Source organism: Treponema medium (genome assembly GCF_017161265.1).
GTDB lineage: Bacteria > Spirochaetota > Spirochaetia > Treponematales > Treponemataceae > Treponema > Treponema medium.
Genome location: NZ_CP031393.1, coordinates 1,005,576 through 1,020,720 on the forward strand (window position 1 = coordinate 1,005,576; position 15,145 = coordinate 1,020,720).

At 43.9% G+C, this 15,145-nt stretch carries 9 protein-coding genes, 3 tRNA genes and 3 rRNA genes; 8 read left to right on the forward strand and 7 right to left on the reverse strand.

The features are described 5' to 3' along the window. Positions 1–138 precede the first annotated feature (138 nt). Together DWB79_RS04515 and galE are read left to right on the forward strand one after the other, a co-directional pair. Positions 139–2,196 carry a 4-alpha-glucanotransferase gene (locus DWB79_RS04515; protein WP_016522861.1) on the forward strand — a complete coding sequence of 686 codons (2,058 nt, stop codon included), beginning with the start codon at positions 139–141 and terminating at the stop codon, positions 2,194–2,196. Between the two features lie 56 nt (positions 2,197–2,252). Beyond that, positions 2,253–3,221, forward strand: coding sequence for a UDP-glucose 4-epimerase GalE (gene galE, locus DWB79_RS04520; RefSeq protein ID WP_016522862.1), 969 nt, complete (start codon positions 2,253–2,255; stop codon positions 3,219–3,221). A gap of 111 nt (positions 3,222–3,332) precedes the next feature. Here galE and DWB79_RS04525 read toward each other — a convergent pair whose 3' ends face one another. Together DWB79_RS04525 and DWB79_RS04530 are read right to left on the reverse strand one after the other, a co-directional pair. Then, entirely contained in the window at positions 3,333–3,566 is a 234-nt protein-coding gene (locus tag DWB79_RS04525; protein WP_016522863.1) for a thioredoxin domain-containing protein, read from the reverse strand. Positions 3,567–3,618: 52 nt separating this feature from the next. After that, positions 3,619–4,065 (reverse strand): PTS sugar transporter subunit IIA, encoded by a 447-nt coding sequence (locus DWB79_RS04530; protein WP_016522864.1) that lies wholly within the window; start codon positions 4,063–4,065, stop codon positions 3,619–3,621. A 347-nt stretch (positions 4,066–4,412) separates the two neighbouring features. Here DWB79_RS04530 and DWB79_RS04535 point away from each other — a divergent pair. From DWB79_RS04535 to DWB79_RS04560, 6 genes are all read left to right on the forward strand, one after another. Further along, a tRNA-Ala gene (locus tag DWB79_RS04535) sits at positions 4,413–4,485 on the forward strand. 723 nt (positions 4,486–5,208) lie between these two features. Further along, positions 5,209–6,758 (forward strand): 16S ribosomal RNA (locus DWB79_RS04540). A gap of 86 nt (positions 6,759–6,844) precedes the next feature. After that, a tRNA-Ile gene (locus tag DWB79_RS04545) sits at positions 6,845–6,918 on the forward strand. Positions 6,919–7,129: 211 nt separating this feature from the next. Then, a 23S ribosomal RNA gene (locus DWB79_RS04550) occupies positions 7,130–10,096 on the forward strand. Positions 10,097–10,211: 115 nt separating this feature from the next. Beyond that, positions 10,212–10,326: ribosomal RNA gene (rrf, locus tag DWB79_RS04555) — 5S ribosomal RNA — on the forward strand. Together the 16S, 23S and 5S rRNA genes with 1 tRNA gene alongside form the textbook arrangement of a ribosomal RNA operon. Before the next feature lie 42 nt (positions 10,327–10,368). Continuing rightward, positions 10,369–12,105 (forward strand): tetratricopeptide repeat protein, encoded by a 1,737-nt coding sequence (locus DWB79_RS04560; protein ID WP_016522865.1) that lies wholly within the window; start codon positions 10,369–10,371, stop codon positions 12,103–12,105. 213 nt (positions 12,106–12,318) lie between these two features. Here the strand turns inward: DWB79_RS04560 and DWB79_RS04565 are convergent. The 5 genes from DWB79_RS04565 to DWB79_RS04585 form a co-directional block, all read right to left on the reverse strand. Then, positions 12,319–12,390 (reverse strand) — tRNA-Glu (locus DWB79_RS04565). Positions 12,391–12,593: 203 nt separating this feature from the next. Beyond that, positions 12,594–13,526, reverse strand: coding sequence for a DUF4097 family beta strand repeat-containing protein (locus tag DWB79_RS04570; RefSeq protein WP_016522866.1), 933 nt, complete (start codon positions 13,524–13,526; stop codon positions 12,594–12,596). Between the two features lie 217 nt (positions 13,527–13,743). After that, a complete protein-coding gene (locus DWB79_RS04575) occupies positions 13,744–13,983 on the reverse strand; it encodes a PspC domain-containing protein (RefSeq protein ID WP_016522868.1) in 240 nt (79 codons plus the stop codon). Positions 13,984–14,048: 65 nt separating this feature from the next. Next, entirely contained in the window at positions 14,049–14,588 is a 540-nt protein-coding gene (locus tag DWB79_RS04580) for a DUF1700 domain-containing protein (protein ID WP_016522869.1), read from the reverse strand. Beyond that, positions 14,585–14,902 (reverse strand): PadR family transcriptional regulator, encoded by a 318-nt coding sequence (locus DWB79_RS04585; RefSeq protein WP_016522870.1) that lies wholly within the window; start codon positions 14,900–14,902, stop codon positions 14,585–14,587. The genes DWB79_RS04580 and DWB79_RS04585 overlap by 4 nt, the downstream gene beginning before the upstream one ends. Positions 14,903–15,145 lie beyond the last annotated feature (243 nt).

Genomic DNA, 15,145 nt, shown 5'->3' on the forward strand with positions numbered 1-15,145 from the left:
TGTTTATTGTATTGATTGCTCTAAAAGCTTATTGTTTCTTTGTGGTCTGAAAGCCATCATACTTGTTGATTGCTGTCCCCCTCTTTCTAACTTTACATTTTTGGTCTATGATAACCCTAGTTGACTAGGAGGAATGAGATGAAATGTTTACCGCTTAATCAGGCTTTATGCGGAACTGCCGTACCGGTTTCCGCTCTGTACAGTCAAAAAAGCTGCGGCGTCGGCGAATTTTCCGATCTCATTCCTTTTGCAGACTTTTGCAAAAAAGCAGGACTGCGCATTATTCAGCTTTTACCTGTCAATGATACAGGTACCGACAGTTCTCCGTATAATGCTCTTTCGGCGTTTGCGCTGCATCCGCTCTACATCTGCTTGGATGATATACCGGAAGCACATACTTTCAAGGCTGAGATAAAAAAAATACGTACCGCTTTTGAACCGCACACTCCGGGGGAGCGGTTTCGATACCGGGATATACTTCACGAAAAAAATGTACTGTTGCATGCCATATTTAATAAGGCTGAATCACAAATTATTGCGGATTCTCAGACCGGCGAGCTTGCGGAATGGATACAGGCAAATCCGTGGATAATCGAATACGCGGTGTTTAAGAATATTAAGCGGCAAAACTATTATGCTTCGTGGAAAGATTGGAAAGAATGTGCCGGTATGCGTTCTCCTTCAACGGCAAAAATCGCTGCTGCGTGGAACGATCCTGTTTTGAAACGGGAGCATCTATTCTATGCGTGGGTACAAATGCATCTGCATAAGCAACTGTTAAAAGCCGTTACCTATTGTGCTAATAACGGGATTGCGGTAAAAGGCGATATTCCTATTTTGATGAACGAGGATTCGGTAGAAGTGTGGGCGCACCCCGAATATTTCCGTAGCGATCTTCGCGCTGGCAGCCCTCCTGATGGAGATAATCCTACAGGACAAAATTGGGGCTTCCCTATTTACAACTGGGTAAATTTAAAAGCAACCGGCTATCGTTGGTGGAAAGAGCGGCTTGCCCATGCATCGCAGTATTACCATGCGTACCGGCTCGATCATATCTTAGGCTTTTTTAGAATTTGGGCTATTACCGAAGGAGAAACGACCGGTATTTTAGGTAAACCTATTCCTTATGCGGAAATAACGATTGAGGATTTGAAAAAGGCAGGTTTTTCCAAAAGCCGTATCCGATGGATGGCAGAGCCGCATATCAATACCGATATCGTTCAAAATGCAGTGAACGGCGACTATCTGTATGCGCATGGTCTGTTGCGTAAAGTTGCCGATAGAATCGGTACTGAGGAGCTGTGGCTTTTTAAAGCAGAAATACAAAGCGAGGCAGATATTCATCGTTGTGAATTTCCTCCTGAAGTGGAAACCGTTTTGCGGCAAAAATGGACTGATCGTATGTTGGTAAAAGCCGGAAAAGACTTGCATGGCGCTGCCGTGTATACCGCGGCATATCTGTACCGGAATACCACTGCATGGGGAACGTTATCGGAGGATGAACAAAGACAATTTGCTTTACTGGTAGAAGAAAAAGAATTAATGCAGAATCAACTGTGGGCTGCGCAGGCGGGAGATGTTTTGTCGGAATTGTGCGATTCCGTTGATATGCAGCCTTGTGCTGAAGATTTGGGTGCGAAACCTGCGGCATTGCCGGCGGTTCTGGAAAACTTACATATCTTGAGCCTGCGGGTGTTCCGCTGGGAACGTGAATGGGGAAAAAACGGAGCGCCTTTTATCCCGCTGCAAGATTATCCGAAAGCAGCAGTTGCGGTAACTTCCGTGCACGATTCTTCGACAATGCGGGAATGGTGGGAGCAAGAATTGTCTTATGTGGATATGCGTTCATTCTTTGATGCGTTACATATTGACGGCAAGATGCGGAAAACGCTTTGTCCTATTGAAGGGGAAAAACCTGCCTACACGGCGGACTTAGCTGTGGTATTATTGAGCGCCTTAGTCAAGGTGCCGTCAATGCTTGCTATCTTTCCTGTGCAAGACTGGTTGGGAGTCATAATCGATGAATTGCCGAAAAGTAAGGCTTGTGAGGAGCGTATTAATGTGCCGGGTACTGTCAGCAAGTCGAACTGGACATATCGATTACCGCTCCCCATAGAGACTTTTGGCAAAAACAAAGAATTGATAAAGCGATTACGAAATATCACCTCATTACGGCATACCGAACTAACCGATTAACCATAACGGTTTGATGAGTAGGTGGCGTTGGAAAAGAGGGTTATAAGAGGTTTACTATGCGTGTATTAGTTATCGGTGGTGCCGGATATATCGGCAGTCATGTAGTAAAAGCAATGCTGGCGGCCGGTCATTCGGTTACGGTATTCGACAATTTATCGACGGGACAATTATGCAATATTTTCCCGGGTACGGAGTTTATTGCAGGCGATACTCGCCACAACGACGATATTGAAGCAGCCTTTGCCCGTGGTTTTGACGGGGCTGTGTACCTTGCTGCATTTAAGGCGGTAGGAGAGTCGATGGTTGCTCCTGAAAAATATTCCATCAATAATATCTCGGCAACGATGAATATTTTAAATGCTGCGGTCAAACACGGGTGTCTCCGTTTTGTATTTTCGTCATCGGCTGCAGTTTACGGTTCCCCTGAATATCTTCCGATTGATGAAAAGCATCCGAAGAATCCCGAAAGCTATTATGGGTTTACCAAGCTTAAAACAGAAGAGTTTTTGCAATGGTATGACCGGTTAAAGGGGCTTAAATTTGCATCGCTGCGGTATTTTAATGCAGCAGGCTATGATCCGGAGGGGGCTGTTAAGGGGCTTGAGCGGAATCCGCAGAACCTCCTGCCGATTATTATGGAGGTAGCTGCCGGTATGCGGAAAGAACTTCAAATTTTTGGAAACGATTATCCCACACGCGACGGCACCTGTATCCGTGACTATGTCCATGTTAGCGACCTTGCGAAAGCGCATACCGATGCACTGCATTATATCGATAAGGAAAATAGTAGTCTTATCGTAAATCTCGGCAGCGAAGTTGGAATTACCGTCAGCGAAATGCTTACCGCCGCTCGTTCTATTACCGGAAAGGCAATACCTGCCCGCTTTGTCGGCCGCCGTGCCGGAGACCCTGCCGAGCTTTATGCAACATCTCAGCATGCCCGCGAAACGATAGGCTGGAATCCTCAGTATTCTGATGTAAAAACTTTGATTGAATCAACGTGGAATATGTATAAAAATCTTTAAATACGGTGCGGCTCTTTTGCTTGTAAAGCAGAGAAAAATATAGCCATATATTAAAAGAAAACCTCTCGGAATAATGTTCCCGAGAGGTTTTTAAATTAAGTTTGCAGAAATTTAAGAAAAGAACTTTTCGAGTTCATTCATATCGGTAGTCTTTAATAAATCCTTTCCGTCTTCATCAAGAACGACAACCATCGGAGCTGCAGATACGCCATGTGCGCCCATAAAGCTTTTTCCTTCATCGGATGCAGCATCCATAATCTTCTTATCGACATCGGGTAATCCGTTGCAGTATGTCTTTAATTTTTCACTTACATCGTCCCCTGCTGTTAATACATTTACAAGCATAAAACCTCCTCATGCTTTGTTAGTTTAAGTGCATTTACTCCAGTCGTGTACACTATTCGGTTAAAATACGGATAATATCGGACTTGTCAGTTGCATTCAGTATTTCTTGTCGTTTTTCGGCACTCTTAAACAGCAGGCTGACTTCTGCCAAAAACTGCAAGTGCGGTCCTGTTTTGTCAATCGGCGAAAGTGTCATAATAAAAATACGGCATGGCTCTTGATCCAGCGAATCAAAATCGACCGGATGATCCGAAATACCAATACAGGCAACAAGATCGTTTACTGAATCGGTTTTTCCGTGCGGAATTGCAATACCATGCTTCATTCCCGTAGACATTTTGCGTTCACGATCCAACACGCAGGCACGGGCAACGGCTTTATCTTTTACTTTTCCTGCCTGAACAAGCATTTCAAGTAATTCATCAATAATTTCCTCTTTAGAGGTTCCTTTTAAATGGAGATTGACAGTTTCAGGTGTCAAAACAGTTTTCAAGTTCATACATTTAGTGTACGGGACTTTGTCGGAAAAGTCAAGGATTTTATTTTGTATTTTTATATCTTTGGACGTCTTCGAAAAACTGATGCGCACTCCGTCCGTGTGGATACGATAATCGTTTCCCTACAGAACAAGCCAACAGGCTCGCGGTTTTTAGAATTTCCTCCTCATATATCACATGTTTTCTTATATACCACATATATCACAGTTTTTTATAGCGGGATCCTCTAAAATATTCATTCAGTTTTAGAGCTGCTATGATGTATAAAAATTTTTTCGTACGCTCTAAAATATTATCTTAAAAAACACTTGCTCAATTTATCGAAAAACTATATACTCATACCAATTTTGGGGAATTAGCTCAGTTGGTAGAGCGATTGGTTCGCAATCAATAGGTCAGGGGTTCGAATCCCCTATTCTCCACAAGCTTATTCCTTTCTGTGTATAGACTTACCGAGCTGTTCTTTATAAGGTCTTTCAACTCAAGTTGTGGCTTATAGAAGTATTACATTTTTAATGAGCTAAAAGCAAAAAATAAAAAAAACGGAGAGATAATGCTTGACGAAAAGGGTGGCTTGTGTTAGTATATTTGCCGCTGCATTCAGTTGCTGATAATTAGCAGGTGAGGTGAGACAAGCGTAAAAGTGTTTGGTTTTACCACTTTCTTCTATTATTTATTAGATAGTGTACAGTTGTGTAAACTTCTCACATCAGTGAAGTCTGTCAGGTTTCTTTTTTTTGATACGGATGGGCTTTCGGAGCAGTGAGGCTAAGGTAATACTTTTATGTGTTTATAACGCTTATTACAGTGAGCGAAAAAAAATAAACAAAAAAAGAAAAAGGTGCTTGACAAAACGAACGGTTTTGTGATACATTCTTTTTCGCTGCGACGCCCTGAAGCAGGGTGTTGAGCAAACTGGTCTTTGAAATTAAAGGGAAGGGAAAGAAGAAAAGCCAAAGAGCAAAAAATCTTTGGTAAGGAAAATAAGCGTAGAACAAAGAATTGAGAGAAAGAGGGTGTAGAGTGATGAATAATTGCTTTGCATTGTTGTTTTTTTCTCGAAGGTCAACGTTCCTAAAAATAAGAAACGGGACTTGCTTTCAAAATTATTGATATCAGACACCCTTCGGGGTGTTTGAAATAAAATAATGGAGAGTTTGATCCTGGCTCAGAACGAACGCTGGCGGCGCGTCTTAAGCATGCAAGTCGAACGGCAAGAGAGGAGCTTGCTTCTCTCCTAGAGTGGCGGACTGGTGAGGAACACGTGGGTAATCTACCCTTAAGATGGGGATAGCTGCTAGAAATAGCAGGTAATACCGAATACACTCAGTGCTTCATAAGGGGTATTGAGGAAAGGAAGCTACGGCTTCGCTTGAGGATGAGCTTGCGTCCCATTAGCTAGTTGGTGAGGTAAAGGCCCACCAAGGCGACGATGGGTATCCGGCCTGAGAGGGTGATCGGACACATTGGGACTGAGATACGGCCCAAACTCCTACGGGAGGCAGCAGCTAAGAATATTCCGCAATGGACGGAAGTCTGACGGAGCGACGCCGCGTGGATGAAGAAGGCTGAAAAGTTGTAAAATCCTTTTGTTGATGAAGAATAAGGGTGAGAGGGAATGCTCATCTGATGACGGTAATCGACGAATAAGCCCCGGCTAATTACGTGCCAGCAGCCGCGGTAACACGTAAGGGGCGAGCGTTGTTCGGAATTATTGGGCGTAAAGGGCATGTAGGCGGTTATGTAAGCCTGATGTGAAATCCTGGGGCTTAACCCTAGAATAGCATTGGGTACTGTGTAACTTGAATTACGGAAGGGAAACTGGAATTCCAAGTGTAGGGGTGGAATCTGTAGATATTTGGAAGAACACCGGTGGCGAAGGCGGGTTTCTGGCCGATAATTGACGCTGAGATGCGAAAGTGTGGGGATCGAACAGGATTAGATACCCTGGTAGTCCACACCGTAAACGATGTACACTAGGTGTTGGGGCAAGAGCTTCAGTGCCAAAGCAAACGCGATAAGTGTACCGCCTGGGGAGTATGCCCGCAAGGGTGAAACTCAAAGGAATTGACGGGGGCCCGCACAAGCGGTGGAGCATGTGGTTTAATTCGATGGTACGCGAGGAACCTTACCTGGGTTTGACATCTAGTAGAAGGTCTTAGAGATAAGGCCGGGTAGCAATACCCTGCTAGACAGGTGCTGCATGGCTGTCGTCAGCTCGTGCCGTGAGGTGTTGGGTTAAGTCCCGCAACGAGCGCAACCCCTACTGCCAGTTACTAACAGGTAAAGCTTGAGGACTCTGGCGGAACTGCCGATGACAAATCGGAGGAAGGTGGGGATGACGTCAAGTCATCATGGCCCTTATGTCCAGGGCTACACACGTGCTACAATGGTTGCTACAAAGCGAAGCAAGACCGTAAGGTGGAGCAAACCGCAAAAAAGCAATCGTAGTTCGGATTGAAGTCTGAAACTCGACTTCATGAAGTTGGAATCGCTAGTAATCGCGCATCAGCACGGCGCGGTGAATACGTTCCCGGGCCTTGTACACACCGCCCGTCACACCATCCGAGTTGGGGGTACCCGAAGTCGCTTGTCTAACCTGCAAAGGAGGACGGTGCCGAAGGTACGCTTGGTAAGGAGGGTGAAGTCGTAACAAGGTAGCCGTACCGGAAGGTGCGGCTGGATCACCTCCTTTCTCAGAGAAAGGTAAATACTAAATGCTTTGTTTGTTGTACACAAAGCTTCCGCTTATCTCCTCTTCTTTCCCTCTCTTTTTTATACGGGCCTGTAGCTCAGTTGGTTAGAGCACTTCTCTGATAAGGAAGGGGTCATTAGTTCAACTCTAATCAGGCCCATTTTACAGCTGAGCAAACAGCTGATAGTAATATCATTAAAAATGATTTTACGAAGAGATCTTTGAAAAGCTAGGGAAGGGAAAGAAAGAATGCTTGAAGGTAGATTACTTTATTGGAGAAGTAATTAACTGGAGAGTAGAAAAATAAGGTGAAAAGAAGAATTCTTAACGGTTGCCGAATAGGTAATTGTTTTAAGAAGAGAACATAATATGGTCAAGCGAAGAATAGGTTTATGGTGGATGTCTTGGAGCCAACCGGCGAAGAAGGCCGTGATAAGCTGCGAAAAGCTTCGGGGAGGAGCACATATCCTGTGATCCGGAGATAGCCGAATGGGGTAACCCGGTAGAAGTGATTCTATCATTACGCTCTTGAATAAAATAGAGAGGTAAAGCGATACTGAGTGAACTGAACCATCTAAGTAACTCAAGGAAAAGACATCAAAAGAGATTCCGAAAGTAGTGGCGAGCGAAATTGGAAGAGCCCAAACCCGTTAGACGGGGGTTGTAGGGCTGCACGGGCTTACGTACAGCAAGTGATAAAATGAATGTATAGTAGAAAGGTTTTGGGAAAGCCTGACAGAGAGGGTGAAATCCCCGTATACGAAATACAGTCATCTTGCCGGTGCAGTACCTGAGTACGGCGGGACACGAGAAATCCTGTCGGAATCCGGGTCGACCACGATCCAAGGCTAAATACGAGTTGGCTACCGATAGCGGACAAGTACCGTGAGGGAAAGATGAAAAGAACCCCGGTGAGGGGAGTGAAATAGAACCTGAAACCATAAACCGACAAGATGTTACAGCCCTTTTATGGGTGGTAGCGTGCCTTTTGTAGAATGAGCCTGCGAGTTACGGTATGCAGCGAGGTTAAGGAATAGGAGTTCCGGAGCCGGAGGGAAACCGAGTCTGAAATGGGCGAAGTAAAGTTGCATGTCGTAGACCCGAAGCCAGAGTGATCTAGTCATGAGCAGGTTGAAGCAGCGGTAAAACGCTGTGGAGGACCGAACTACAATCTGTTAAAAAAGGTTTGGATGACTTGTGACTAGGAGTGAAAGGCTAAACAAACCTGGAAATAGCTGGTTCTCCCCGAAATGCCTTTAGGGACAGCCTTATACAAAATTACCGGAGGTAAAGCACTGGATGGACTAGGGGGCTTCACCGCCTACCAAACCCAATCAAACTCTGAATGCCGGTAATCAACGTATAGGAGTGAGACTGCGTGCGACAAGGTTCGTAGTCAAAAGGGAAACAGCCCAGACCGTCAGCTAAGGTCCCGAAATACTGCTTGAGTGTGAAATGAAGTGTGGATACAAAGACAGCCAGGAGGTTGGCTTAGAAGCAGCCATTCCTTAAAAGAGTGCGTAATAGCTCACTGGTCGAGTATACATGCGCAGATAATGTAACGGGGCTAAGCAGTATACCGAAGCTACGGGTCTTACACGATTTAAGTGTAAGGCGGTAGGGGAGCATTCCATGGACTGATGAAGGTGTACCTGTCAGGGGCACTGGAGGGGATGGAAGAGAGAATGCAGGTATAAGTACACGAAAAGAAAGGTGAGATTCCTTTCCGCCGAAAACCTCAGGTTTCCTGGGTAAAGGTCATCTGCCCAGGGTTAGTCGGCCCCTAAGGCGAGGGCGAAAGCCGTAGTCGATGGGAAATCGGTTCATATTCCGATACCTTTTATAATTTCGATGGCAGGACGCATGAGGCGAACCCCGGCCGGAGAACGGTTGTTCCGGTCGAAGTATTCAAGCCGTTATGAAGGATAGTAGGCAAATCCGCTATCCAAGGTGAGAAGCGACAGCGAGTGGATCGATGAGAGAAGCGAAGCGGGAGTAGTCATGGTGCCGGGAAATACTGTCTAAGGTTAAGGTTATAAAAGACCGTACCGTAAACCGACACAGGTAGGTAGGATGAGAAATCTAAGGCGCTCGAGAGAACTCGCGTTAAGGAACTCGGCAAAAAGCACACGTAACTTAGGGAGAAGTGTGACCTCTGTTTAGTAATGAGTGGAGGTAGCATAAAGCAGGCCCAGGCGACTGTTTATCAAAAACACAGCCATCTGCGAATCAGTAATGAGACGTATAGGTGGTGACACCTGCCCGGTGCCGGAAGGTTAAGAGGAGCGGTGAGCAGTAATGCGAAGCTGTCAATTGAAGCCCCGGTAAACGGCGGCCGTAACTATAACGGTCCTAAGGTAGCGAAATTCCTTGTCGGGTAAGTTCCGACCCGCACGAATGGTGTAACGTATCTGGGCACTGTCTCAACGCGAGGCTCGGTGAAATTTATATACCGGTAAAGAAGCCGGTTACCCATAGTTAGACGGAAAGACCCCGTGAACCTTCACCGTAACTTACTATTGGGACTTGGTTTATCATGTGTAGAATAGGTGGGAAACAGTGAAACTTGCTCGTTAGGGTGAGTGGAGTTGAAAGGTGAAATACCACCCTTGATGAATTAGGTTTCTAACCTGTTCCGTGAAGCCGGAATGGGAACAGTGGTAGGCAGGCGGTTTGACTGGGGCGGTCGCCTCCTAAAATGTAACGGAGGTGCGCGAAGGTCTCCTCACGTCGGTTGGAAATCGACGCAGTGAGTGTAAAGGCACAAGGAGGCTTAACTGCAAGAGTGACAGCTCAAGCAGATACGAAAGTAGGTCTTAGTGATCTGGCGGTCGCGAGTGGAAGCGCCGTCACTTAACGGATAAAAGGTACTCCGGGGATAACAGGCTGATTTTCCCCAAGAGTTCACATCGACGGGAAAGTTTGGCACCTCGATGTCGGCTCATCGCATCCTGGGGCTGAAGTAGGTCCCAAGGGTTTGGCTGTTCGCCAATTAAAGCGGTACGTGAGCTGGGTTCAGAACGTCGCGAGACAGTTCGGTCCCTATCTGCTATGGGCGTTGGATATGTGAGAGGAGCTGCTTTTAGTACGAGAGGACCGAAGTGGACGAACCTCTGGTGTACCAGTTATCCTGCCAAGGGTAAGTGCTGGGTAGCTATCGTTCGGAAGGGATAACCGCTGAAGGCATCTAAGCGGGAAGCCCGCCTCAAGATTACATATCCCTCGGGGTTTAACCCCGCTAAAGACTCCTTGCACACTACAAGGTTGATAGGTTGCAGGTCTAAGCACAGTAATGTGTTATAGCCGAGCAATACTAATAAGTCGTGAGGCTTGACCATATTATCTTCTCTTCTTTACTTTTTCCCCTTGCTCTTTCTTTCCTGTCGCTTACAACAATTAAGCGCTTCCCTTTATTTAATAAATTTCGTTTCTTTTTTGTTTCGTCTTTTATTGCCCGGTTGCCATAGTGGAGAGGTCATACCCGTTCCCATCCCGAACACGGAAGTCAAGCTCTCATTACGCCGATGATACTGCTCATCTAGAGTGGGAAAGTAGGTAGCTGCCGGGCTTTTTTTTGCTTAACTGTATGGAATAAAGGTGGGTATTGCTGATGATGTTTTCTCGCCCTATCTCAAAATATTACGTATTGTATTTATTGGTTCCTATTTTTCTCTTTATATCATGTACTACAGTAAAAAATAGTATTCATGCCGACACTACACCCGGACAGTCTGTTTCGGCTACTATTTTGCCCTTGCCTTCTGCGGCTGATTTGGCATCAAGCCATATCGATTCAAAAGTTCAGGCTGATATGGAAATAGCTTCTCCGACAAGTATTCGCAGTGCTGTAACCCGTATATATTCGACTTCTCAAGGGTTAACGAAAGAAAAGCAATTGCAATTAACATTGGCTGCTCGGTTGATGCGTCTTTTATATCCACTCGTGTCTATTGATTGGAATACTCCGAATTATCAACAAGCCGATCCGTATCTTGATGCATTGACCCAGATCGAGAAGGGTAGTTATCCACAAAACCTTGGTATGAATACATTTTTTGATGCGGTTATTCCGGCAATGATTTTAATAAAGGGGGTAGGATTGCAGGAATATGCCTCTGTACTGGAAAAGCGTTTGTTGATTGCAAGAAACTTAAATCCTTCTTCTGTACTACCGCCTTATCTTCTAGGTCTCTTGTACGAGCAACTCGACAAGCTTTCGGATGCAGCGAATTACTATCAAACCGCATGGGAACAAGATGAGAGCTGTTATCCAGCCGGTATGCGCTTTGCTTATTTAGCGCTTTTTACTAATGATATTGAAACAGCATATAAAATTGCTGAAAAATTGTATGATCGTTATCCTAATGCAGTAACGATTCAGCTATTGCTTGCAGAAGCATATCTTGAAAAAGGAAATTTGGAAAAGGCAGAGGAGATTGTTTCTGGGGTTCTTAAAAAAAACAATGATTTTGGGCGTGCGTTCTTTTTGCAAGTTCGACTGCATATAGAAAAAAAAGAATATTTAGCAGCAAATGCCATGCTTGATGAATTTGCTAAGCAGAATAAGGTTGATAAGGATTATCTTCTATTACGGAGCCGTATTTTACTTGAATGGAGTAAAAATATTACCGAGGCAAAACAATGCCTTGAAAGAGCAGATTCATTCTATCCGCAATCTTCAGATGTTATTCTTGCTTGTGCGAATTTTTGCTTTGAAACAAAAAATACTGTTAATGGAAAGACTGCTAACGATTTTATCAATGCTCTTCTAAAACAAAACCCGCGTAATATTCTAGCGATTCGTCTTTTGGTCAAAGAAGATATAGCTGAAAAACGATGGGAAAGTGCCTTTGAGCGTGCACAGTATTTATATAATAATAATCCTTCCGAGGAAGATATCGTACTATATGCCCGTGTCTGTGCAGGGATGAATAACTGGGAAGAAGCGGTGAATACGGCGCAAGCTGCATATACTACTGCCGCCCAAAAGCAGCCTTCTGACGAAATTATCGCGTTGTATTTGCAGGCTCTTTACGGTGGAAAAAAATACGGTACGCTTAGGCAAGTTATTAACAGCCATCTCAGTGATGCTCGATCTGCCTTAAAGTCGATTTTAATTTATTATCAAGCATTACTTGCGCCCAACGATGAAGAGAAACTGGCTCTTTTACGGTCGAGCCTTTTGTCCGATCCGCGTAGTTCTTTGACGCTCTTTGCTCTCTATGAGTGGTATTTTAGACATAAAGATTACCGAAAAGCATATTATTATTTGCAACAAGTTATTGCGCTTGATCCTTATAACAAGACGTATCTTCAGCTTGCTGAAAAATTGGAAAGACTTCAATAAAATTTTACGTGAATCAACAACTCCGACGCAGAGCTGCTGTTCGGAACCACCGCCGTCCGTGGCGGTAGATGGACGGCGGGTATTAAACCCTCCGCACGAATAATGCCCACAGGCGGCAAGCTCTTTTTTCCTTAGGCGATTAGAGAGAGAGAGGAAAACTTCAGAAAATAAAAAAGCCTAAAACAGACTATTCAGTCTATTTTAGGCTTTAGACATCTCCTAGGGGAATTGAACCCCTGTTGTCGGGATGAAAACCCGATGTCCTAACCACTAGACGAAGGAGACATTTATTCCGCCGAATAACAACGAGATAAACTTATACCCCAAAAAAACATTATTGTCAAGTAGCTCCTTTTAAAAATATGTTGGTATCTACCTCGATTATTTCTAAAAGGCTAACGGAAATGTGTTTGCAAAGGTCTTTGTCCTCTTATTCGGTCGGAAAATTCAAAACAGTCGGATGCGTTTCTGTTTTCGTATATATAACGTTATTCGGTAAATCGAATATTGACCTGACCGATACCGGCTTTAACACGGATTGTATGTAGTGTATTCTGATTGTTGATACGGAATGTGGAGTCGATCCCTGTCGCACTGCGTCCGTCTATCAGTATCGAACCGATCCCTGAGGTAGCATTGATCAAATAATCGTCTTTTTTACCGTTTATGCGCATATCTATTTCACCGATACCGGCATTGATATCAAGACTTTTAAAAATCCTACCGTCAAAGGATGTTTCACCGACACCGGTGTTGATTATCGTATCCGTAAAACTGCAATTGCGAAAAACCGTTTCACCGACACCCGTTTTTATATCCACGTTTGAGGCAGTAATATTTTTAATATCTATCTCACCTGCTCCTACATTCAGTGTAAATTGCTGCGTTGCTGTAAAGCTGTCAAGTATCAGTGAACCTGTTTCGATATTGATGTCGGCAGTATCGAATATGGTGTTTTGAGGAATCTTGACCGTGATTACAGTCTTAGAGTGACCTCCAGTATTGCGGTTCCATCCAAATAGCCAATTCCAATTCCATTTACGGTTCTTTTTTGTGCTGATCATCAACGTATTCCCTTCAACTTGCACAGAAGCGTCGATTCTTTTTGTGTTATTCATAATACTGTAGGTGACGGATTGCATATTGTGCGGCTTAATTCTCAGCGTGACATAAGAAACATCCACTTTTAGCCGGTTTAAACCGGAGTTGCTGGCAACCAGCTGTGTTTCATGCATATCTGTTGATAAGGTTATACTTGTGTTTTCGCCGTCCATGTTCAACTCCTCATCCATATTCCACTCTTCATCGTTGTATTCATCATAGAAAGTCTTTTTTACGCTTCCACCCATCAGAATCCCAATGATGATAAGTAATCCCCCAATTCCGATAATTGCAAATGCCGTTCTTATTCTTCTTTTCATCCATACACCCTAAAATAAAAATGCTAAGCCTCCGAAAAATAATCCCGCCAATAAGAGGGGGATGCCACACAAAATCGTAATAATCAGCGTAATGCTAAAGATGAGGAGTTTAAATGAAAACTTGAGCAAACCGCCTGCGATGGCAAAAACTAACCCGCCTATTCCGAATAGAGTACATAAAAGACATAAAATAATGATTGTCAGCATTTACTTTCCCTTATTGTTCCGTATTATTTTCATCTTTGCGGACATATTCATATTCGAGCGGTTCCTCTTTTTTGATGGGCATTACCAACGCGCAAATAATGTAGCAGAAAATGCCGCTTCCGAAAAAAAGAGTTGCAAGAATCCATAACAGCCGGATAACGGTTGTATCGATGTCAAAGTATTCGGCAATACCGCCGCATACGCCGCAGATTTTTTTATCACTTTCGCTGCGATAGAGTTTCTTTTGCATGTAATCCTCCAATGTGTTGTTATGAACATCGCTAAAAGTTCACCTGAACTTTTAGTAATATTCATCTATTTACTTGATTTGTTTCTGATATGTTTTCCAATACCGGTGATTAAAGCACTGATACCGGACAAGATCAGAAGGGCAAAACCTATAAGCATTAAGGCGCTGCCGAATAGTAATAAAGCAGTAGCAGAGCCGAAGAACAATGTACCAATGCCTTTGATAAAAATTGCGCCTGCGGCAATTACCAAGGCAAAGACAACTGCAAATCCGGCAAATCCGAGTGCAACGATAACGGCTACGGCTGCAACAATAAGCGGTACCGCAACGGGTGCTGCACAAATTGCCAGTATGGTAAACCAAAAAGCACGCCAACCGCTTTTTGTAGAGGCGCGTGCTTTTTTTGCTTCTTTTACGGCGTAATCAGATAAAATTTTTGAAGCAACGTGTGCGGGACTTCTCAGTTCCTGTATCACTTTTTGTTCATTTTGACTGCCGGCCTCGTCAAAGTATTCTTCATAATACTGTAATGCAGCTTGTAAATCTTCTTTCGGCAGTCGGTGCAGTCGTGCAGCCAGTTCAGTCATAAATTCTCTACGAGTCATGAACATTGTGCTCCTTTAAAAATTTTTTCGATCAATTCTTTGTAAGACTTCCATTCGTCACAGTATAAGCTTTGCTGTCTTTTTCCTGCGGGTGTTATACGATAATATTTCCTATTGCGCCCATCAATGGGCATATCATACGTTTCTAAAAAACCCGCTGTTTGCAGCCGTTTTAATACCGGATAGAGTGTCGAGTCGGAAATAGACATAACGTCCTTTACGTCTTGCGTTAACTTATAACCGTAGGAATCTTCATTACTCAAGAGGGCAAGCACGCAGGCTTCAAGCAGTCCTGAGTTAATTGAAAAAAGCACTTTCACCTCCCGATGTTTATATGGGGACCTCTAAAAACTGCAAGCCTATCGGCTTGTTCTGTAAGGAAATTCATTAAGTTATCCGCTTTGCGGACTGTGAATCAGTTTTTTAGAGGTTCTTCTTAACCTTATTTCTAGATGTACGCAAATCTCTGAAAATCTTATGGAGCTTTTCAAAATACTCTTATTTTACGCTGTAATTGTTATAATATTATTTATAATATAATATATTGTCAAGTATGA

Excerpts from the sequence above, each read along its gene's own strand:
- DWB79_RS04515 (WP_016522861.1), top strand. The coding sequence starts at position 139 with ATGAAATGTTTACCGCTTAATCAGGCTTTATGCGGAACTGCCGTACCG.
- galE (WP_016522862.1), top strand. The coding sequence starts at position 2,253 with ATGCGTGTATTAGTTATCGGTGGTGCCGGATATATCGGCAGTCATGTA.
- DWB79_RS04525 (WP_016522863.1), bottom strand. The coding sequence starts at position 3,566 with ATGCTTGTAAATGTATTAACAGCAGGGGACGATGTAAGTGAAAAATTA.
- DWB79_RS04530 (WP_016522864.1), bottom strand. The coding sequence starts at position 4,065 with ATGAACTTGAAAACTGTTTTGACACCTGAAACTGTCAATCTCCATTTA.
- DWB79_RS04560 (WP_016522865.1), top strand. The coding sequence starts at position 10,369 with ATGATGTTTTCTCGCCCTATCTCAAAATATTACGTATTGTATTTATTG.
- DWB79_RS04570 (WP_016522866.1), bottom strand. The coding sequence starts at position 13,526 with ATGAAAAGAAGAATAAGAACGGCATTTGCAATTATCGGAATTGGGGGA.
- DWB79_RS04575 (WP_016522868.1), bottom strand. The coding sequence starts at position 13,983 with ATGCAAAAGAAACTCTATCGCAGCGAAAGTGATAAAAAAATCTGCGGC.
- DWB79_RS04580 (WP_016522869.1), bottom strand. The coding sequence starts at position 14,588 with ATGACTCGTAGAGAATTTATGACTGAACTGGCTGCACGACTGCACCGA.